At 54.0% G+C, this 23,065-nt stretch carries 13 protein-coding genes; 5 read left to right on the top strand and 8 right to left on the bottom strand.

The features are described from left to right. The 8 genes from QZ554_RS04775 to QZ554_RS04740 form a co-directional block, all read right to left on the bottom strand. Positions 1-1,850: ABC transporter ATP-binding protein (locus QZ554_RS04775; RefSeq protein ID WP_297194729.1), on the bottom strand; the 1,850-nt coding region annotated here is incomplete at its 3' end. 631 nt (positions 1,851-2,481) lie between these two features. Then, the gene (uvrB, locus tag QZ554_RS04770; RefSeq protein WP_297194728.1) at positions 2,482-4,503 is read right to left on the bottom strand and encodes an excinuclease ABC subunit UvrB; all 2,022 of its coding nucleotides are present in this window, start codon (positions 4,501-4,503) and stop codon (positions 2,482-2,484) included. 3 nt (positions 4,504-4,506) lie between these two features. After that, positions 4,507-5,427 carry a mechanosensitive ion channel domain-containing protein gene (locus tag QZ554_RS04765; protein ID WP_297194727.1) on the bottom strand — a complete coding sequence of 307 codons (921 nt, stop codon included), beginning with the start codon at positions 5,425-5,427 and terminating at the stop codon, positions 4,507-4,509. A gap of 222 nt (positions 5,428-5,649) precedes the next feature. Then, complete coding sequence (locus tag QZ554_RS04760; RefSeq protein WP_297194726.1) at positions 5,650-6,462, bottom strand: hypothetical protein; 813 nt, start codon at positions 6,460-6,462, stop codon at positions 5,650-5,652. A gap of 338 nt (positions 6,463-6,800) precedes the next feature. Beyond that, the gene (locus QZ554_RS04755) at positions 6,801-8,591 is read right to left on the bottom strand and encodes a hypothetical protein (RefSeq protein ID WP_297194725.1); all 1,791 of its coding nucleotides are present in this window, start codon (positions 8,589-8,591) and stop codon (positions 6,801-6,803) included. A gap of 346 nt (positions 8,592-8,937) precedes the next feature. After that, positions 8,938-10,731, bottom strand: a complete 1,794-nt coding sequence (locus QZ554_RS04750) for a hypothetical protein (protein WP_297194724.1) — start codon at positions 10,729-10,731, stop codon at positions 8,938-8,940. 250 nt (positions 10,732-10,981) lie between these two features. Beyond that, positions 10,982-13,075, bottom strand: coding sequence for a hypothetical protein (locus tag QZ554_RS04745; RefSeq protein WP_297194723.1), 2,094 nt, complete (start codon positions 13,073-13,075; stop codon positions 10,982-10,984). A gap of 429 nt (positions 13,076-13,504) precedes the next feature. Next, complete coding sequence (locus QZ554_RS04740; RefSeq protein ID WP_297194722.1) at positions 13,505-15,466, bottom strand: sulfatase-like hydrolase/transferase; 1,962 nt, start codon at positions 15,464-15,466, stop codon at positions 13,505-13,507. A gap of 950 nt (positions 15,467-16,416) precedes the next feature. On the opposite strand from QZ554_RS04740, the gene QZ554_RS04735 reads away from it, so the two are divergent. The 5 genes from QZ554_RS04735 to QZ554_RS04715 form a co-directional block, all read left to right on the top strand. Beyond that, positions 16,417-16,560, top strand: coding sequence for a hypothetical protein (locus tag QZ554_RS04735; RefSeq protein ID WP_297194721.1), 144 nt, complete (start codon positions 16,417-16,419; stop codon positions 16,558-16,560). Between the two features lie 204 nt (positions 16,561-16,764). Next, the gene (locus QZ554_RS04730; RefSeq protein ID WP_297194720.1) at positions 16,765-18,000 is read left to right on the top strand and encodes an N-acetylmuramoyl-L-alanine amidase; all 1,236 of its coding nucleotides are present in this window, start codon (positions 16,765-16,767) and stop codon (positions 17,998-18,000) included. Positions 18,001-18,046: 46 nt separating this feature from the next. After that, a complete protein-coding gene (locus QZ554_RS04725; protein ID WP_297194719.1) occupies positions 18,047-18,925 on the top strand; it encodes an MlaD family protein in 879 nt (292 codons plus the stop codon). A gap of 21 nt (positions 18,926-18,946) precedes the next feature. Beyond that, positions 18,947-19,963, top strand: coding sequence for an NAD(P)-dependent oxidoreductase (locus tag QZ554_RS04720; RefSeq protein WP_297194718.1), 1,017 nt, complete (start codon positions 18,947-18,949; stop codon positions 19,961-19,963). A gap of 168 nt (positions 19,964-20,131) precedes the next feature. Further along, on the top strand, positions 20,132-23,065 hold a 2,934-nt coding region (locus QZ554_RS04715), incomplete at its 3' end, for a glycoside hydrolase family 2 TIM barrel-domain containing protein (protein WP_297194717.1).

Genomic DNA, 23,065 nt, shown 5'->3' with positions numbered 1-23,065 from the left:
TTCACCTGTATAGCATGCAGGCGAGCATAGTGCCCGTTGAGGGCGAGGAGCTCCTCATGCGTCCCCTGCTCGACGATACGTCCCCCATCGACGACACAGATCAGGTCGGCATGGATGATCGTGGAGAGTCGGTGGGCGATGACGATGGTCGTACGCCCGGACATGAGGCGGTCGAGGGCACTCTGCACGAGACGTTCGCTCTTGGTGTCGAGGGCAGAGGTGGCCTCATCGAGGATCAGTATAGGGGGATTCTTGTAGACAGCTCGTGCTATGGAGAGCCTCTGTCGTTGCCCCCCAGAGAGCTTGCCCCCTCGGTCTCCGATATTGGTCTGATAGCCCTCGGGGAGGAGATCGATGAACTCATCAGCGTGCGCGACGCTAGCTGCTCGGCGGACAGCCTCTAGGGAGGCATCCTCGATCCCGAAGGCGATATTATCATACACCGAGCCATTGAAGAGGATCGGGTCTTGGTTCACATTCCCCATCAGGTGGCGAAGGTCTTGTACGGCGACATCCCGTATATCCACTCCATCGATGGTGATCGAGCCCTCCACGACATCATAGAAGCGTGGGATCAGATCCACCAGCGTGGTCTTCCCCGAGCCTGAGTGACCGACGAGAGCGACGGTCTGCCCCTTGTGTATCTTGAGATTGACCTCCCGAAGCACCCACTCCTCAGCGTAGCGGAAGGAGACGTTGTGTAGCTCGATCGCCTCCTCAAAGGTCACGGGCTGTGGGTACTCTGGGTCTCGGATCATATTCTCTGCCATCAGGATGCGGTCTACTCGCTCCATAGAGGCCATACCACTGCGAATAGCATAGAAGCCCTTGCTCAGCTCCTTGAGCGGATTGATGAGGCTATAGAAGATAACGAGGTAGTAAATGAAGGAAGAGGCCGTAATCGAGCTCGACTGAGAGAGGATGAGCGATCCCCCATACCACAGGACGACCACGATGGCTATCGTACCGAGGAACTCACTCATCGGATGTGCGAGGAGCTGACGACGTCCCACAGCGATGATCGAGCCACGTAGTCGCTCATTAAGCGACTCGAAGCGCCGACCGACAAAGCTCTCAGCCGTAAAGGCCTTGATGATACGTAGCCCACTTAGGGTCTCCTCGATCTGGCTGACGAGCTCCCCAGAGAGGTTCTGCACCTCCAGACTTGACCGCTTGAGGGACTTACCCACACGGCCCATCACTAGACCTGCCACGGGTAGGACTAGGATGACAAAGAGGGTAAGCTGCCAGCTGATCAGGAGCATAGAGCCGAGGTAGACAAGGATCATGATGGGATTCTTGAGCAGGAGGTCAATAGAGCTCATCACAGAGCTCTCGACCGCACCGACATCCCCCGTGATACGAGCCATCACATCCCCCTTGCGCTCGTCGCTGAAGAAGCCGAGAGGCAGGGAGAGGATCTTGCGGTTAAGCATATTACGTAGGTCACGGACAACCCCTGTACGTAGTGGGATGAGGAAGAAGCCTCCGAGGTAGGTGGCTCCGACCTTGAGTAGGGTCATCAGGATTAGGTAGACCCCTAGTATGACGAGGGTATAGGAAGCCCCCTTGGTCGTTATCAGCTCCGAGACGATGTAGCTGAAGTTGTGGCTGATGGTCTTGGGTATATCTGCCCAGCCCTGCTGTGTGGTCAGGTCCAGCGAGGACCAGGGAATAAAGGTCGTCACCCGTGCCTCTATCTGAAAGAGTATATTCAGAATAGGCATCACCAGGGCAAAGGCTACGAGATTCAGTAGCGCACTGAAGATATTAAATAGGACAGCCAGCGCAAGTAGCCCCTTGTATTTAGGGGCGATGAACCGCCGTATAAGCATCAAGATATCCTTCATCTAGTACAATTATCATGTGGTCATGCCCCCTCTCCTAGGAGGGGACTACTGACTGCATTACGCACTTACATAGTACAATAATCATACCAAAGGTACTACTTTCCCCTTATACCTATCCCTCCAGAGCCGACGCATGAAACCCCATCGTGCGAGGGCAAAGTAGTCAAGGAGCAGACACCGAAGATAGAAGTGTCTGTGCCCTAGGTGTAGACATCCCCAGCTTATACCTACTACCTAGGAGGCGTGAGTATACACGTGTGTACACAACAGTATACCCACGTGTATACAACTGTGTACACACGTGTACACTACCTCGCTCTAAGTATGTCCCCTGCAGTGCTCGTATTGAGCTCTCCTCGGGACTAATGCCTAGGCTCTCTAAGCTTCTGGCTAAGACACCCTCAGACATGGAATAATATCCCCAAAGAGCCCAAGTATGGGGGGCTCGAAAGAAGATCCGGCGTCGCCCCTGACCGCCCCCCTCTAGTCCCCACCTATTCTCCTCCCCGAAAGGCTATCCCCCACTCCCCATACTCAGAGAAAAAAACAAGGGTAGCACCCATCGGAATGAGTGCTACCCTTGGTTTCTCTCGTTAGTGACAGAGAGCTAAGAGAGGGTGTAGGGAGAGGGCTACTGCAAGAGACGTATCTTCTCCTCCAGACGCTGTAGCTCGTTGCGTAGGCGAGCAGCCTCTATGAAGTCTAGTTCCTTGGCTGCCGCCATCATCTCGGAGCGCTTGACTTCGGCGAGCTTCATGAGCTTCTCCAGCCCCATCACCTCCTCGATAGGATCGGGGATGGCGGCCGTCGGGTCTGCCTCGACATAGGCGACAGCTCCAGTCGTATCCTTCTTGTCGGGGAAGGCCGAGGCACTGTTCTTGACGATCTGCTGGGGGGTGATGCCGTTGGCCTCGTTGTAGGCGATCTGCTTCGTGCGCCTGCGCTCGGTCTCCTCCATCGTCAGGCGCATGCTTTCGGTGACCTTGTCGGCGTAGAAGATCACCCGACCATTCACATTACGTGCTGCTCGTCCTGCCGTCTGAGTGAGGGAGCGGTGGGAGCGCAGGAAGCCTTCCTTGTCGGCATCCAGCACCGCCACGAGTGCCACCTCGGGTAAGTCCAGTCCCTCACGAAGGAGATTGACCCCGATGAGTACGTCATAGACACCCTTACGTAAATCCTCCATGATCTGTATGCGCTCCAGCGTATCCACATCGCTATGGATATAGCTACATGAGACACCATGGCGGAGGAGGTATTCGGAGAGCTCCTCTGCCATACGCTTGGTGAGTGTCGTGACGAGTACACGCTCCTGACGTTGGATAGCTAGGCTGATCTCATGCTCTAGGTCATCCACCTGATGCTGTGTCGGGCGCACCTCGATCACGGGATCTAGCAAACCCGTGGGGCGAATAAGTTGCTCGACGACGATCCCCTCACTCTTAGCCAACTCATACTCGGCAGGCGTAGCACTGATATAGAGGATGCGGGGGGTGAGGGCATCGAACTCTTCGTACTTCAGCGGACGGTTATCCAGTGCTGCGGGCAGGCGAAACCCATACTCCACGAGACTAACCTTGCGCGAGCGGTCTCCTCCGTACATCGCATGGATCTGAGGTACGGTCACATGGCTCTCATCTACGATCAGCAGATAGTCACTCGGGAAGTAGTCCAGCAGGCAGAAGGGACGCTCACCAGGTTGCCTACCATCGAAGTAGCGGGAGTAGTTCTCGATCCCCGAGCAATAGCCGAGCTCACGTATCATCTCTAGGTCATAGGTCACTCGCTCGTAGAGACGCTTGGCCTCGTAGGGGTGCCCCTCTTCCTCCAGCTCCCGTACCCTATTACCTAGGTCTACGTCTATCTGCCCTACGGCAGTATTCACCTGCTCCTGGGTCGTGACAAAGAGGTTAGCTGGATGGATAACGAGCGAAGACATCGGCCCGTACTCCCGACCACTCTGAGGGTCAAAGGAGGCGATACGCTCGATCTCATCATCCCAGAAGGTGATGCGGTATGCCACACCATCGAAGCCTTCGATAGCCGGGAAGACGTCTATCGTATCCCCCTTGACACGGAAGTAGCCCGACTCGAAGGTGATGCGGTCATTGACATAGTGGTTGAGTACGAGGTCACGCTTGAACTGGTCTTGGCTATAGCGTTGCCCATCCTTGAGGCGGATGATCTTCTCCTCGAAGGCCTTCGGGTCGGCCATACCATAGAGACAGGATACGGATGAGACCACGATTACATCCTCACGTCCCGAGAGCAGAGAGGCTGTTGTCCGGAGTCGAAGCTTCTCGATCTCAGCATTGATCGCCATATCCTTCTCTATGTAGGTATCGGAGGCGGCGATATAGGCCTCTGGCTGGTAGTAGTCGTAGTAGGAGACGAAGTACTCCACAGCGTTGTTGGGGAAGAAGGCCTTGAACTCGGCATAGAGCTGCGCTGCCAAGGTCTTGTTGTGGCTCAGTACGAGTGTGGGCTTTTTGACCTGAGCGATGACGTTGGCTGCGGTGAAGGTCTTCCCCGACCCTGTCACCCCGAGGAGCGTCTGGAAGGGGATACCTTGCTGGAAGCCACTGACGAGCTCGCTGATCGCCTGGGGCTGGTCGCCCGTAGGCTTGAAGCGAGAGGTGAGCTGAAAGTCCATGCCTTACTTGCCCTGATGGACAGTGAGCTGTGGGAAGGGGAAGGATATGCCTCGCTTGTTGAAGTCCTCATACATGCGACGATTGAAGTCCCAGAAGACAGGCCATAGATCCTCAGAGCGTACCCAGGCACGTACTAGGACATCGACCGAGCTACTATTCAGGTTATGGAGTACGATCGTGGGCTCGGGGGTCTTGAGCACACGTTCGTCACTCTCCAGTAGACTCTCTATGGCCGAGCGTACACGAGCGAAGTCCTCATCATACTCGATCCCGATCGTCCATTCGATACGCCTCGTCTCCTCGTGCGAATAGTTCACTACAACACCACTGCTGAGGACGCCATTGGGGATAAAGATGCACTTGTTATCTGGTGTCAAGATCTCGGTATAGAAGAGGCTCACAGCTCGCACTGAGCCCTCAGCAGTCTGAGCCAAGATATAGTCCCCGATCGAGAAGGGCTTGGTCACCATGATGATGACCCCTCCTGCTAGATTCTGAAGCTGTCCACTCAGTGCCATCCCCACAGCTAGACCCATCGAGGCCAGCACAGCAGCGAAGGATACCGACTTCACCCCGAGCACCCCGCCCAGTGTGAGGAAGAGGGCGATGTAGAGCAGAGCCGTGAGCACCGAGCCTAGGAGTGTGACGGCCACCCCATCGATCTCTCTACGCTTGAGGATACGCTCAAAGATGCGGAGTAGCCGACGTATCACCCAGCGACCGATGAGGAAGAGCAGGATTGCCAACACGACACGTATCCCGAAGTTGATACCCGAGTTCAGCCAATCATTCATCATCGCACGGCTAAACCAGTTGTTTACATCCAGCTCGAGGGGCTGAGTAGCTGTCCCTAGAGCGGAGGTAACCTGAGAAGCTGCTGTAGAGTCAGCAGGCAGGACAGCAGAGAGCAGAGGGAGTGCCATAGTGTATATTGCTTATATCTTATTTATGGGTAGTGGGGATGACCTTCATCCTAGTAGGGTAAACCATTGAGAGAGGTCTATGGTTCGTCTCCTCTAAGCTATTCACCTAGAGCATAGATAGAGACAGGGCACACCCCCCGATGATGAGGAGGTGTGCCCTGTCCCTTACAATGGGCTCTATCCCGAGCCCTGCAATCCTAGGATCAGCCTAAAAACAAAACGCTAGAAGCGGAAGCCTACCGAGAGCGACATACGGAAGAAGGCCCAGGGAGTGCCTATCCCCTGAGCACGTACCGTCGTGTTGGCCTCGTCGAGTTCGGCCCGAGCCCCATCGAGGTTGAGGAATGCTAGGTCGCTCAGCGGAGCTAAGATGTCCCGGCTAGCTGTCTCGCGGCTCTCCGCAGGTAGCTGCCCCCCACCCTTGAGGTGGTAGACGACATCCGCCCCGAGCTTACCACGGCCGATATGTGCCCCTAGGATATTCCAGTCTAGGACGATATTCTTGTTCCGCCCGAAGAGCCACTGAGCCCCTAGGCCCAGCCCCAGGCTGTAGGTATCGAGCTTACCCGAGAGGACAGCACTCCCTTGGGGGGTCGTCCCATTAGGGAGCCGCTCGAGATCGAAGTGATACCCATAGTCACCGACCCGATAGCGCTCATAGCGCCAGTATCCCATCAGGTAGAAGCCATGTCCATAGCCCCCGCCTGTATACCAGCGGAGCTCAGGGGTGAGGGAGAAGGAGCTGAGGGAGAAGAAATTCACCCACTCCGACTCCATCTGCAGAGCACCCCCAGCAGGAACTAGAGGTAGGGGTCCACGGGGCATGATGTTCGCCCCGAGCTGTAGGCCGAGACCACGACTCAGGACACGCTCTACAGCCACGCTGTAGTTGCGGAAGATAGGGCTCGTGATATTCGCCTTGATCACGGTCTTTCCATCGACTAGTCCCCAGTGCTCGGGGGTAAACTTAGTCTTCTGTGCTTGCAGGCATAGAGGGAGTAATACACTCAGTAATAGGGTAAAGATACGTCTCATGTGGAGATGAATGTTATGAATAATAGGAATTAGAATTATGCCACTTAGTGGCTGGTGTATGAGGGTTCTGCTGTTGCATTTGGGGGACAAAGATACTCAATTCCTTATCACACACAACTATGCCCCGTATTAGATTGATTCCCCCTCATCTATCCCCACACATGAGCCCCTCCGAAGGAATGCTCTTAGCATAAACACACTCCCAACTGAGCAAGCCAGGAGGAAAGAGAGGGAGGAGCAAGCCGTAATCCTAAGATGAGGATTATAGGGGGACGAAAGAAAGAGGGGGCAAGAGCCATCAATGACTCTTGCCCCCTTGCTTTTGTTTAGGTCTTCTCCTACCTTTTGTCGTAGAAAGGTCGAGTCCACAGTGTAATGGAGCTGAATCCCCCTGTACCTCCATCAACGCCGTTAGGCAAGTATTCGTCTATTTGTGTCTTCGTAGCAACTCCACCTGCAGACAGCCCCCCCAAAGTTAGAGATCCATAAATGAACGGCTTACCATTCTTTTGTATTCCCCAATAGGCGAAATAGGTAGACAGACCATAGGGGCCTGAACCTAATTCATAATAATTCACTGAGTCAAACTCCTCGACAAAGCGTCGAGTAACCCCTCCCTTGGGATGGGTATCCCACCAGCTAGTCTCCCGGATTGTGTCTAGAGTTACATCTTCCCAGAGAGGCACCCAACGACAGGTGATCTCGAGCACAGAATTAGATCCCCCACCATCATGCCAGTGATACCTCCACGCCGAACGGAAAAGACTATTCTTATACCTAAGAGCGAAAGTCTCACCTAACCAAGAGAGCTCCCCTGTGTTTTGGAAATCACTCTTATAGGTCTGCTCAGGGTGTTCCCCCCATTGGATACGCTCGTCAATGTCTTCATGTGTACTACTCCTCCATGGAAACACAAACGAATCATCCTTTCTGTCAGTGAAAGGGAATACACTACTCGCCTCCTCTACGGTGGGCAGATGCTGTCCTTCTGGTATCTCATTACGTAAAGTTAGTACATCTGCAGCACGATAGATTGGGCCACACGACTTATGCTCCTCAGTGATGTACTCCAGCGGGAGCTTGACTCGCTGAGTCGCCTGAGCCGTGAGGCTACGTATCTGACCATTCCGCAGTGATACGACGGTTGTCTTCCGCTGATAGTCGGTAAGGAAGTACGGGGTCGGGTGCTGGATCGTAGCATCGTCGAACTTACCTCCTAGATAGACCGTGGTCTCTGGTTTCACGACACCTGCCTTAGGCATGATCCACACCAGATAGGTCTTATCTTCGTCGAGCTTATTGTACTGGAGTGCATGGGGAGAAGCGAGATCATACTTGAGGAAGGCATCGCCCTCTGCTGACTTAGCGACCCACCGAGGCATATCACCTCCGACTATGCTGGAGGGGCTCAGGTCAAAGCTACCCTCATCATCAAAGGCATTCGACTGAATAACGAGTGGGCCATCGAGTGTCACAGCCGTCTTGTTCTCGACCTGATTACCTAGCTTGATTCGGAGGATCACACCCTGTGGGCGGAAGGGCACAGCACCCTTAGTCGTTACCTGTATCTTCCCTTCATACTCTGAGCGTGCTAACTCCATCCATGGAGAAACCCAGGGAACAACGATGCTATTAGGGGTAGCACTATTCATGGGCTTAAGAGACGTGCGCAGGTCGGTCTGCGCCACGTTCACCTTCTTGCCTGTAGCATCCAGATCGCCACCTATGACGGCACACATATACCATGTCGCAGAGGAGCGAGGTGAAATATCGACACCTGCAGGGATAGTGAGTTCAAAGGCGCGGAGACGCAGTCTTTGTGTCCCAGAAATACGATCCCATAGGAGTGTCTGGGCAAAGGACTCGCCCGTAGAGCTGCGGAACACGCAGTGTACTGGTACCTGAGTGATGTCGTCAGCTAAAAGCTTGCTAATCCTCCTACCGTCTGAGCCTACGGGGATGCTGGGCAGTCCTGCCACTCGGAGTTCTTCTCCAATTCCTTCCGTCGCGAAGCTAATTGTGTAGTGTTCTTTACTTGCTTGAGCCAAATCCGGGTCGCTCTGCTTATTGCAACCCATCAGGCCTACTAGTAGTAGAAATACTGAGATAATCTTTGTGAGTCTAATCATGCGTTTCTAAACTGTTGTGCCACATGGACACTATTTGATAAAGTGAGATACTTGGTCATTGGCTCAATCCTCGGTGAGATTATGATTATGAGGATAAACTATCCTCTGGAGGGATACTCCAAAGACCATATATTTTCGTGGTAACAAAAGTGGCTAAGAGACCTATTTGCGGGCAAAGATACACAATTACTCTAATACCCAGCCTATTTCATTACTTACCTCACCATAGGGTTAACTCTGCCAGCCTATCCCTAGTAGATAAAGGGCAGGACAACAAGGAGTATCAAACAGGGAGGGGGCAAGAGCCATTAATGACTCTTGCCCCCTCCCTGTTCTAGATCTTCTCTTACCTTTTGTCGTAGAAAGGTCGAGTCCATAGGCTAATGGAAGTGAATCCCCCAGTACCTCCATCAACACCTCTAGGCAAGTGATCAGATACTTCTATCTTCGTAACAATTTGGCCCGTAGATTCCCCCTGATTTAGAGAACCATAAAGGAATGGCTTCCCATTCTTTTGTATTCCCCAATAGGCTAGGTACGTAAAAAATCCATAGGGACCTAAACCATTGCCATAATAATCTACCGAGTCCGAGAACTCAACGAAGAGTCGGGTAATATTCCTCTCTGGGTGGGTGTTCCACCAGCTAGGATCCCGGAGCGTACTGAGGGTTACGGATTCCCAAAGAGGTACCCAACAACAAGAGATCTCGAGCTCAGAGTTATTTCCCCCTGCATCGTACCAGTGATACCTCCATGCTGAACGGAAAGGACTATTCTTATACCGAAGAGCATAAGTATCACCTAACTGGGCAGGTGGCACACCTGTATTTCCAAAATCACTCTTATAGGTCTGCTCAGGGTATCCCCCCCATTCAATAACCTCGTCAACATCCTGGTACTCGGTTTCATTCCATGGATCCACAAATGCGCGAGCAGGCCTACCTCCCCAAAAGGGGAAGACACTACATGCCTCCTCTACGGTGGGCAGATGCTGTCCGGCTGGTATCAACTTACGTAAAGCTAGTACATCAGCCACACTAGAGACATACCTAGTAGGCCCATTCACCTCAGTGATGTACTCCAGCGGAAGCTTGACTCGCTGAGTCGCCTGAGCAGTGAGGCTACGTATCTGACCATTCCGCAGTGAAGCGACGGTTGTCTTCCGCTGATAGTCGGTAAGGAAGTACGGGGTCGGATGCTGGATCATAGCATCATCGAACTTACCTCCTAGATAGACCGTGGTCTCTGCTTTCACGACACCTGCCTTAGGCATGATCCACACGAGATAGGTCTTATCTTCGTCGAGCTTGTTGTATTGGAGTGCATGGGGAGAAGCGAGATCATACTTGAGGAAGGCATCGCCCTCTGCTGACTTAGCGACCCACCGAGGCATATCACCTCCGACTATGCTGGAGGGGCTCAGGTCAAAGCTACCCTCATCATCAAAGGCATTCGACTGAATAACGAGTGGGCCATCGAGTGTCACAGCCGTCTTGTTCTCGACCTGATTACCTAGCTTGATTCGGAGGATCACACCCTGTGGGCGGAAGGGCACAGCACCCTTAGTCGTTACCTGTATCTTCCCTTCATACTCTGAGCGTGCTAACTCCATCCATGGAGAAACCCAGGGAACAACGATGCTATTAGGGGTAGCACTATTCATGGGCTTAAGAGACGTGCGCAGGTCGGTCTGCGCCACGTTCACCTTCTTGCCTGTAGCATCCAGATCGCCACCTATGACGGCACACATATACCATGTCGCAGAGGAGCGAGGTGAAATATCGACACCTGCAGGGATAGTGAGTTCAAAGGCGCGGAGACGCAGTCTTTGTGTCCCAGAAATACGATCCCATAGGAGTGTCTGGGCAAAGGACTCGCCCGTAGAGCTGCGGAACACGCAGTGTACTGGTACCTGAGTGATGTCGTCAGCTAAAAGCTTGCTAATCCTCCTACCGTCTGAGCCTACGGGGATGCTGGGCAGTCCTGCCACTCGGAGTTCTTCTCCAATTCCTTCCGTCGCGAAGCTAATTGTGTAGTGTTCTTTACTTGCTTGAGCCAAATCCGGGTCGCTCTGCTTATTGCAACCCATCAGCCCTACTAGTACTAGAAATACTAGGATGATCTTTGTTAGTCTAATCATGTATAGTCTAGTTGTTGTGTCACATGGACATTAGTTGATGAAGTGGAAAATTTGGTCATTGGCTCATTCCTCGGTGAGATTATGATTATGAGGATAGACTATCCTCTGGAGGGATACTCCAAAGACCATATATTTTCGTGGTAATGAAAGAGATCATGAGATCAAATTGCGGGCAAAGATACACAATACTCCGGTACTCATCACACTTATATCTCTACTCATCCTGGGACTAGTGGATGTACACCTTTACCTAGCGGGCAAAGCGGACAAAGGGTCGGACGACAGGGTAGTGCTTTGTATCCCACTTCGCCTTACTTGAGCCATAGTTGGGGCCACGCCCGATACCATTCTGCTTATTGAGCACGAGATGCCAGTAGCTACCCTCCTTATCTTTCCCCTTAAGCACATAGTACGAGTCGGCAGTCTCTGCGATCCTATTGTCCGTGACACAACCCTCCCTGATGAGCTGCTCATAGGCAGTCCTTGTCGCATCCTTCGTCTTACCTCGGAGGAAGAGATTAATCGCCTGCGCTGTCCGCCCTCCTTGACTGATTCCATAGCCCGTCATGGGGAAGTAGACGACACGACGACGCCCCTCGGGGTCTGGCTCTTGGAAGAGTTTTCTATTGATTGCCCCTGCCTTCCCCTTTTTGCCTGGGGCTCCCACATTCGCAACATCGGCGAGGGTGACACTCTGATATTCGGGGCTTGTCCCGAGGTAATAGGAGGTCACTCGCAGGGTATAGCCATCGGGGTTCTCCTGCTCCTTAGGGACAAAACCCGTCAGCTCACCAGGAGCAAAGAACTCATACTTGATAGCTGTCAAGAACCTCTTCGTATGGAGAGCTTTCGTACCGAGGATAGGGCTCTCTGATATGGGCTGGAAGCAGAGGGCATACACCTCATACCTATCATCCCCCCTATCGACACCACGATACTCAGACTTAGCCGTATAGGTATCTCCTGCGAGACTAGCGACATCGACACAGGTCTGACGGGGATAGTCGTTATCGAAGCGAATATACTGGGGAGACATCACCCCAGGGAAGAGTGTCTGCCACTCATCCACACCCGGGAGGTACATCCCATCGGGGAGGTTCTCCCGCTCCCATTGGCTATTCCTATATATATCATTCAGACTATAGTAGCCCGAGTGGAAGGAGTCATTGGGATCAGCGAGGACCTTAGGCGTTGGCGAGAGGTTAGCATCGGCGATATACTCCAGCGGGGTCTTGGGGCGCACGAGTGTCACATCGATATAGCCAGTCATCCCACTAGGCATCGGGCGTGTCAGCTGGACGGAGTAGTCACCCTGCTGGATATGGGGGGAGGGAGTCAGGGCACGGAGCTTATAGCCGAGGGCAGAGATACGGAACTTGACCTTCTTCTCCTGACTCTTAGATAGGTTCATCCCCCAGAGTAGAGCGACAGGCCGATAGTTGGGGCGAAGCTTCATATCAGAGCTAGATGGTACCATTGCGTGCACACGATAGGCGAAGACACTCCTATCTGGCGCATTATTCACCATAGTAGGTCTATCACCCTCCCGAGCCACTGCTGGGTTAAATGACACATCCCCTCCGAAGTCAGGATCCTCGGAGATGAGAGCAAGCTGTCCGACCTGTGTGGCTTCCTCACTCTCCTCTCCCTCTATATCACTAGAGAGGCGCACACGGATGAGGGAGCCCATAGGGACGAACTGGAGCCCTTTGCTCTGGAGCCAGAGTGCAGGAGCCTTCGCCGTACCTCTATTCTCGATGGTGATACGCTGCCAATTCGTGCAGTAGGGGATATCAATGCGAGCTTTATCTCCGCCCAAGTTATCATCATAGTTCTCACCGGGGCTGAAGTTGAGCTCTCCATTCACATAGCGTCCCCCGATAAATGCTGTAAAGAGCCAGTCGCCCTTCGTCAGGTCTAGCCCACCAGCACCTATACCGACCTCGACACTCTGCTTAGTCTTCATAGTGACCCCACTCGATGTCCTCTCTAGGTGCCAATACTCTTGACCTAGAGCGAAGTGTAGAACCCTAGCGTGGGGCTCAGGTCTACGTAGGAAGAAGTGGACAGTAAGTCCTTGGATGGAATGCAGGTGTGGTCTCGATGTCTTGTCTTGACTGCCAAAAGTGTAGTCGAAAGACTTTGCCTCGTCAATCGCTCCAGAGAGATCTAGCTGGATGCTCTGCTGGGTACTCTGTGGTCTCGGCTGCTCGATTGGCTCCTTACGACAGCTCACGAGGAGACTGAGGAGGGCCAATAGGCAGAGGCTGAGACCAGATCTAGTGATGTTTTGTCTCATTACATTAGGTGCATAGTGTGCCGAGCCCACCTCCTTGGACGACATGGATATATTAATATCTTGAGTCGTGAGACACGAGGAGGTATAACCATCATATCCCTACCTCATGAAGAGCTGACTAGGAGAATACTACAGGGAGAGGGAGTAGGAGCCTGTACATAGCTATGCACTGGCTCATGTTACCTACATTGTGTCTCTAGTTGGGGAGTATCCTCAGGGCGGAGCACGGGGTAAGAATAGGGGCTATCGTGTCCTATTCAGTACGGGTGTGATGGGATCGTGTGTGGCGAACTCCACCACAAAGATAGCATTTTCCCATCATTATATCCCTCACATGCAACACTCTATACCCCACCAAAGCCAGAGAGCGGAGATACGCCTATACTGGTGTATCTCCGCTCTCTTTGGGTAGACCTACGGGTAGGCCTTCGCCTAGGATGCTTCACGACTAGAGCCCCCATATAAATTACCTAGCTATCGGCTAGGCTCAAGGGAGATGAGGCGGTTTTCCCTCATACGATGTGTGTACTCCTGCAGGTATGCCTTGAGACGAAGGAGCATTGCGGGTAGAGGGGTATTGGGTTGATCCTGGAGATCGGTCGTCTGCCTTGGATCAGTACGGAGGTTATAGAGAGCCCTGGGCTGTATACCATCAAATTGCAGGAGCCAGTCACCCTCGATCATCTGATGCATGCCATCGATCTCCTGCACCGTGAAGCGGGGACGATTAGGGTCAAAGACAGAGCTACCAAAGGCTACCATCGGATGCGTATCCCCCACGAGATCGAGGATCGTCGGATAGAGGTCTGTCTGAGACACGACCTGATGGGGCTCACGTCCTACGAGCTGTCCTCTCGGGTCGAAGAGGATAATCGGCACACGGAAGATACCAGACGTCGTCTTGTACTCATCCAACGCCCCTGGCACTGCATGATCTGCCACGATAACGAAGAGGGTATTCTCGTACCAGGGTTGCTTGCTCGCTGTCTCAAAGAAGCGACGTAGTGCCATATCCGAATAGGCGATCACCTGATGCATCGGATGTGATCCCTTGGGCAGCAGAGACTTATATTCATCTGGCACTTGGAAGGGATGGTGTGAGGAGAGCGTGAACTCTGCTGCGAAGAAGGGCTGAGGTAGCGTACCGAGCTCCTTAGCGACATACTGCAGGAACTTCTCATCCCAGATCCCCCACTGCCCATCGTAGTCCTTAGCATTGTTATACTCCGTCATCCCATAGTAGCGACTAACACCTACCTGTCGGGTGAAGGCATCGAAGCCCATAGATCCATTGGGGGCTCCATGGAAGAAGGCGGTAGTGTAGCCCATCTCTGACAGCCTTCGGGGTAGAGAGGGGAGATCATTCCCTGAGTAGACCGACAGGACGAAGGATACGTTAGGTGAGATAATAGAGGTGAAGATGGAGGGCATCGCATCAATGGACTTCCCCCCATTGGCATAGGCGTTCTCAAAGACATAGGAACGCTCGATGAGCGAGTCGATGAAGGGGGTATATCCCTTGTAGCCCTTTATATCCCGATTGAGCGCACCGACCCATTCACGAGCCAAGCTCTCCCAGATAATGAAGACCACGTTACGCCCTCGGAACATCCCCGAGTGAGGTGTATGTCCAGGGGTATAGATCGGACTGAAATACTTCTCTACCTCGGAAAAGGGCATATAGGTCAGCTCAGGCAAGCTACTCTTACCAAGCGTACGAATCAAGCAAAACGGAGTATTGAGCACCATAGCCCGCTGCTGGGGTTGCTGGATATAGAGGGCAGCATTGCTCATCGTGATCGGACGAGTCTCCGACGTGAAGCCTCCTCGCCCCCCAGCGATAGAGAGATAGATCCCCATGGCAAGTAGACCTGCCGAGGTTAGGTAGACGGGCCAGACACGACCCTTGGGATAGGTCTTCGGACGGGGGAGCCTACGCTCTATGAGGATAAAGAGGGCGATTAGGACGACCCCTACAATCGTTATCCCCCAGTAGTCGATGAAGAAACGCAGGAAGTGCAGTGGGTTCTCCGCATGGAACTCCTCTAGGACAGAGAGGGTCGTACGCCTCAGCGTAAAGCGGTAGTAGACCGTATCCCCGAGGTTAAGGATGAGGGCAAGAATGATCGTGAAGCGATAGATCCAGGTCATCGCCCTCTGATAGACGGGGCTATAGGCCACCCGCAGGGGCAGTAGACTAAGGAGAGTCAGCAGAAGCTGTGTATAGAGAATCGCACTAAGGTCAAAGCGAAAGCCTCCGACGAAGATACGCCCGATCTCCCCAGTGGTACTTAGGTCGAGGAGATCCCTATTATATAGGTAGAAGATGCCTCGGCATAGGGTATAGAGAACCAGGGCAAGGAGTAGGCGCAGGACGAGCAGACGACACTGTGCTAGGAGGGGCTTAAATGACCACCTCGATGAAGTCTCTTCCATCAGTCTTGGGATAGGGATCGTTATACATTATAAATTAGCGCACAAAGGTACAACAATAACCTCGCTCCAGCAGTAGCTCTCTCCCCTCATAGTATAGGCTGTGGAAGAGCACTCGTCGTGGGGGTGATATTGTACACGCCTGTACACACCAGCGGACATAGTATGGACGATATATGCCCTCCTACAGACGGCTCAGCCCCACCTCCTATCGACATCTTCCTCCGCTCCTAGCCAAGCCCTCCCACAAGGCCTAACGCCCCCCTCTCCTCCCGACACAACAAAGGGATCTCCCACAGAGAGCGCAGACAGATACCCCTCCGAGATCATAGACTACTGTAGCGAAGAACGTACCGAGCATTCACCCAAACAAGCACAACCAAGATGGAGATGGGGGCAGAAGCGGCCTAGGGCCAACGCATGATCTCGCTCGCACACTCCTGCCTTTGGATCTTCGGGGGTATTATTTCATATCCCAGAGAGCCTTAGCCCATCACTAGAGATCCTACGTATTATCCCTAAGAAACAGACATACAAGCAAGCCCCCCTACAGAGGAGATACTTAGAGCGCACTTGTGTACACGCATGTATACTGTTGTGTACACGTGGGTATACAGTTGTGTACACACGTGTATACTGTTGTGTACACGTGGGTATACAGTTGTGTACACACGTGTATACTCATCCCTCCTAGGTAGGAGGTATTCACTTGGCATATCTACACCTAGGACACGGATACTTCTATCTCCGGCTTATGTTCCTTGACGACCTTGCCCTCGCACTATAGTGATTTCATGCGTCAGCCCTGAGAAGAGCCTCCCAAGGAGAAGTCAAGACATTGATCTAAGGGAGCTGATTGAACACAAAAAAGGAAAATAGGCAGTTAGCTCTAAGGAAAGTACAGCTCCAGCAACAAGACCTATACTACAGACACTTAACACACGAAAAGGAAAATGCAGGGGTTACTCGATCGACAGCTTCTTGACTACCTTCCCGAGCATAAGCGCAAGTACACCCTACGCCTCACTCACAACCCCCTCACCCGCTATGCTATGGGAGCGCTCAAGCGTGAGGGGTATTTTGAGGGCTTAGACTAGGAACGTGGGATGAGCTCTAGGGTAGAGGGCTAACGAAGTTAGATGCAGAAACTTCGTATCTTTGTACAGACAAAGGTCATGAGAGCTCTTCTCACTGGCTCATCGTGGTTTATGGAGACTTAGATGATGCAGGCAGTGAGGGGAGTAGGTTGTGGTCTATTGACAATAGTAGTATAATAATTAGGGCTTAGCCCTCTAGGATAGATGTTCATCTCTTTACGATTACGATATCGGACTTTCCTCTTCACCCTTCTCGCAGGATACCTCCTCTGGGGAATACCGACAGCCCTACGGGCACAGAGGCTCTTCACCATCGTCATAGATGCAGGCCACGGAGGTAAAGACCCCGGCACAGTGGGCAATGGAGGCAAGGAAAAGGACATCACCCTCTCTGTGGCAAAGATCGTAGGGAAGAAGATCAAAGCCAACCACCCCGAGGTACGTGTCCTCTACACCCGAGAGACCGACACCTTCGTAGGGCTACAGGCACGTGCCGACTATGCCAATAAGCACAAGGCCTCCCTCATGCTCAGCATCCACGTCAATAGTGCCCCCACCACTACAGTGAACGGTACCGAGACCTATGTGCTCGGGGTATCGAAGTTCGCCAATAACCTGAGCGTCGCTATGCGGGAGAACAAGGCTATGCTCCTAGAAAGCGACTACAAGACGACCTACCGAGGCTTTGACCCGACGAGCACCGAGAGCTACATCATGTTTGACCTCATGCAGGATGCCTACATCACCAAAAGTATTGACTTCGCCAACCGACTACAGCGTCGCTACCGTACCCACGGACGCTATAGCCGTGGGGTCAGGCAGGACATACTCTGGGTGCTGAGCCAGTCAGCCATGCCGAGTGTACTGACGGAGATCGGCTTCCTCACGAACAAGCAGGAGGCGAACTTTATGCTCAGCGCTGCAGGACAGGAGAAGATCGCCAATGCGATCTCCGAGGCCTTCACGGGCTACTACATGGCCTTCACCGGGAAGAGCGCCAAGGATACACCTAAGCAGGATGAAACTACAGAGCCCGTAGAAACCACTGCTGGTAGCGAAACCAGCGAAGAGGTAATCCCCGCTGCCCCCAGCACACCAGACACACCTGCCACTCCCGAACCAAAGAAGGGACAGGGCAAGACACCCAAGAGCGACACCAAACCCGCAGCGAGCAAAGACACCAAGAGCGCAAAGACTCCGAAGGAAATCACCTACCGAGTTCAGTTCCTGACTTCGCCAAAGAAGATGGAGCCCAAGCACCCAGACTTCCGCCACCTCCCCACCGCAGTGGAGCGTATGCGTGCTGGGAATAAGTACATCTACCTGCTGGATCACGTATCCACACGTGAGAAGGCACAGGAGCAGCTGCGACAGCTACCCAAGATATATCGTGATGCCTTCATCATCCGCTATCGTGATGGTGTCCGTATCCGAGGCTAACCACCCACCCTTCACTAGACGAGAAGACATATAGAATATAAGAATTATGAAGATAAAGAAAGAAGTGCAGATAGGTCTGCTGGCCATCATTGCCCTCGTGATCTGCTATGTCGGGATCAACTTCCTCAAGGGCATCGAGGTCTTCAAGAAGAGCACGACCTACTATGCACACTTCGATAACCTAAGTAGTGTCACTGTCGCCACACCTGTGATCGTCAGTGGCTTCAAGGTCGGTACGGTACGGGATGTACAGTTCGACTACACTCGGGGCTATGGAGCTACGGTCGAGCTAGCCCTAGACCCTAATGTACGTGTCTCACGCAGTAGTCAGGTTAGGATTAAGACCAATCCCCTCAGCGGCGCAGAGCTCGTCCTAGCTCTAGCTAGCAACAGTGGAGACTTCCTCAGCGAGGGCGACACCATAGCTAGCATCAGCCCTACGGGAGACCTACTCTCCGTAGCTAGTGAACAGATCCTGCCTGCGGTGAACAACATGATGCCTACCATCACAGCTACCCTAGAGCGTCTAAACGCCCTCCTACAGGACAAGGCTCTGGACTCTATGCTCGTATCCCTGAATACCTCTGCAGCACAGCTACAGAGTATGATGGCGAACCTCAATCAAGCCACTCACTCCCTCACGCCTGCTATGGCTAATGTACAGGGGATGACGGCGAACCTCAATACCTTCACACAGCAGCTCACACGAGTCCAGCTGGATAGCATCGTCCTCTCCCTGCAGAAGACCACCGACCAGCTCCAGCAGGTATCGGCACAGCTCCGTAGTCGAGACAATACCGCTGGGCTTCTGCTCAACGACCCCTCCCTCTACAACCGCCTCGACAGTCTAGTCGGCAGTGCAGACAAGCTCATGCGAGACCTCAAGGAGAACCCCAAGAGGTACGTTCACTTCTCTGTATTCTAGCCCCACCTCCCTATCCCGATCATGCAGCGTATCCTCATCACGGGAGCCTCGGGCTTCATTGGTTCCCATCTGGTACGCGTAGCTCAGAGCCTCGGCTACGAGGTCTGGGCTGCTATACGCCCAGAGAGTAATAGACGCAAGCTCGAGTCCCAGGGTGTCCGCCTCGTCGAGGTGGACTATAGTGATGAGCACCACCTGACCGAGATGCTCCGTGCTGTCATCCCCCCCACCCTCGGACAGGAGCCGATGTGGCACTACGTGATCCATAATGCAGGGATTACGAAGACAGCCCGTACGGAGGAGTTCCAGGAGGTAAACGCCGAGCAGACCCGCCGCCTACTCTCCGCCCTAGGCGCCCTCCCCACTCCTCCACTACGCTTCGTGCTGATGAGCAGTATGAGCAGCTATGGGGACTCTAATGGTCCGACAGCACCCCTGCGGGCAGAGGACGAGCAGCACCCCCATACCCTCTATGGGCGGAGCAAGTGTCTGGCTGAGCACTACACCGAGCAGTCGGGCCTCCCCTTCACCCTGCTGATGCCTACTGGGGTCTACGGCCCTGGGGATGCGGACTACCTCCTCTCTCTTCAGGGGATCGCCCGTGGCATCAATGCAATGGCAGGGTGCAAGACGCAGTACCTGACCTTCGTCTACGGCGAGGATGTGGCACGTGCTGCCCTCTTCGTCTTGACCCAGCCCGAGGCCGAGGGCAAGCGGTATATCGTCGCCGACGGGGACACCTATACCGACCTCGAGTTCGGCCGCATGGTGCAGCGCCTCATCGGGCGCAAGCATGTCCTACATATCCGCATCCCCCTGCCTCTGGTACGTCTCGTCTGTGCCTTTGGTTCGCTGAGAGCACACCTCACGGGCAAGGTGACACCCCTCAATAGAGACAAGTATCCACTCCTAGCACAGCGCAACTGGCGGTGTGATCCCAGCCCACTCTTCGCTCTGGGCTTCAGCCCGACGAGGAGGCTCGAGGAGGGACTACGAGAGACGATCGCAGCCGCCCGAGCCTCGGGTGATCTCCCCTAGGGTCCACTCATACGGCGCACCACGAGACATCACACCTCCCACACGAGACGACACAGCACGACGAGATGAGGACACGCTACACGACACGATAGGTATATGTACCTGCATGGTGCTACACCTTAATACCCCATAAGATTACTTCACTCTTACTCTATTTTATACGACATCATGAGAAAAGACCCCACGAAGATCCTACGTATGGGCGCACTCTCCCTTGCTCTCCTTGCCTTCGCAGGCGAGGGTGGAGCACAGAGCTTGATGCCTGGCTACAGCTATGCTCGTCAGGAGGCACCTCAGGGCGATGAATGGCAGAGCCCCGAGCGTTACGCACTGAACAAGGAGCGTCCCCATGCCTATTTCTTCTCCTTCGCCAAGGGCGATCAGGTCACACGGGTACTTCCCGAACACAGCTCCCTGCACCAGAGTCTGGATGGCAAGTGGAGATTCCACTGGGTACGCACTCCCGAGGAGCGTCCCAAGGACTTCTACCTCCCTAGCTTCGACATCTCCTCCTGGGAGGAGGTCACCGTACCGATGAACTGGAACGTCTACGGCCTACAGCGAGACGGCAAGCAGAAGTACGGCACACCGATCTACGTCAATCAACCTGTGATCTTCTACCATCAGGTGAAGCCCGGGGACTGGAAGGGCGGTGTCATGCGCACCCCTCCCAAGGACTGGACGACCTATCGTGACCGCAACGAGGTAGGCTCCTATCGCCGTACCTTCACCCTACCCGAGGGGTGGAAGGGACATAGTGTGTATCTGAACTTCGATGGGGTCGATTCCTTCTTCTACCTCTGGATCAACGGCCGTTATGTGGGCTTCTCTAAGAACTCCCGTAACCTCGCCTCCTTCGACATTAGCCCCTACCTGAATGCTCGTGGGGAGAACACCCTCGCCGTCGAGGTCTATCGCAGTAGCGATGGTTCGTTCCTCGAGGCTCAGGATATGTTTCGTCTACCGGGTATCTTCCGCTCGGTCTACCTCACGGCCAAGCCTCAGACACAGCTACGTGACCTACAGGTCATCCCCCGATGTGACAGCAGGACCAAGGAGTGGAGCCTAGACATCACCTCCGAGATCACGTCACAGATCCTAGCGAACAAGGTGCCACAGGGTATCCTACGCTACCGCCTCTATCGTGTCGAGCTCTACTCTGACAACGTAGCCAGCGTTCCCGATGCAGAGACCGAGGTACGCCTCCCTCTAGGGGGCTCGACGAAGGCAAACCTCGTCGTCTCACAGCCCCGACTATGGTCTGCCGAGCAGCCCAACCGTTATGTCCTCGTCGCCGAGCTCTACGACAAGAGCGGCAAGAAGCTCCTCGACCAAGCCTCCCTCTATACCGGACTTCGTCAGGTAGAGATACGAGACACCGAGGCTAAGGACGATGAGTTCAATCGCAAGGGTCGTTACTTCTACGTCAATGACTGCCCCGTCAAACTCAAGGGAACGAACCGCCACGAGACCAACCCCGAGCGAGGACACGCCATCACACACGAGCAGATGGAACAGGAGGTCTTCCTCATGAAGCGAGCGAACATCAACCACGTGCGCAACTCGCACTACCCCCCCGCTCCCTACTGGTACTACCTATGTGACAAGTACGGCATCTATCTGGAGGACGAAGCCAACATCGAGTCCCACGAGTACTACTACGGCAAGGCCTCTCTGTCGCACGTCCCCGAGTTCGGGGCTCAGCACGTCTCCCGTATGCTCGAGATGGTGTATGCCAATATCAACCATCCCAGCATCGTCATCTGGTCTCTAGGTAACGAAGCAGGCCCAGGGGAGAACTTCGTCAAGAGCTACCGTGCCACCAAGGCCGTAGACACCACTCGCCCCATCCAGTACGAGCGCAACAACGACATCGTGGATATGGGCTCGAACCAGTACCCTCCCATCGGCTGGGTCGAAGGTGCAGCCGAGGGCAAGTACAAGATCAAGTACCCCTTCCACATCTCCGAGTATGCCCACTCTATGGGGAACGCTTGCGGTGGACTCTCCGACTACTGGAAGGCCATCGAGCGCACGAACTTCATCTGCGGGGGCGCTATCTGGGACTGGGTAGACCAAGCTATCTACAACTACACTCCTGACGGCAAGCGCTATCTAGCCTACGGGGGAGACTTCGGTGACACCCCGAACGATGGTATGTTCGTCATGAACGGTATCGTCTTCGCCGACCTCCAGCCCAAGCCTCAGTACTACGAGGTGAAGAAGGTCTATCAGAACGTCGGCATCTCCCTAGAGGGCTCAGAAGGCCGTACGCTCAAGATCTTCAACAAGAACTACTTTACCACCCTCGACGACTACACCCTACGTCTCTCACTCTGGCGTGATGGCATCAAGGTAGAGGACACTACGATCCCCATGCCCACCATCGCCCCACGTGCCACAGCCGAGGTCGAGCTCCCCGAGTCCTACGCCAAGCGTACCCCCGGATCGGAGTACTTCGTGAAGGTCGAGTGTGTGCTCTCCGTGGATAAGCCTTGGGCTAAGACGGGCTATGTACAGATGGATGAGCAGCTCCCCCTACCTAGCATCGAGCCCAAGGCCCAGCTCGAGTTTGCCACCGCCTCCCCCTTCGCCTCAGTGAAGACCATCGGAGATAAGTGGGTAGCGACGGGCAAGGACTTCGACGTAGCCTTTGACCTCAAGCAGGGGACGATCTCTCGCCTCGTCTACTCTGGCGATACCCTCATCCGTGAGGGCAATGAGCCACGACTCACCGCCTTCCGTGCACCATGTGACAACGACGTCTGGATCCGCTCCCAGTGGGTGGCCAATGGCCTGCACAACCTCCACCACAAGGTGCTCTCACACAAGATCACGCCTCTCCCAGGCGGTCGTGTAGAGCTCTACTTCACCGTGCGCTCCCAGGCACCTAATGGGGCAACGCTCACGATGAAAAAGGCCTCGGGACGCTACCAGATCACCGAGGACACCAGTCGTCCCTTCGGTGATGAGGACTTCCACTTCATCTCTGAGGTAGTATGGACCGTGCACTCTGATGGCAAGATCACGCTGCGCTCCAACATCTCCAGCAACAAGCCTCACCTCACCCTCGCTCGTCTCGGCTACGAGTTCGTCCTGCCC

It is taken from the genome of uncultured Porphyromonas sp. (assembly GCF_915070105.1).
Taxonomy (GTDB): Bacteria; Bacteroidota; Bacteroidia; order Bacteroidales; family Porphyromonadaceae; genus Porphyromonas.
This window is presented reverse-complemented; position numbering and strand designations above follow the sequence as displayed.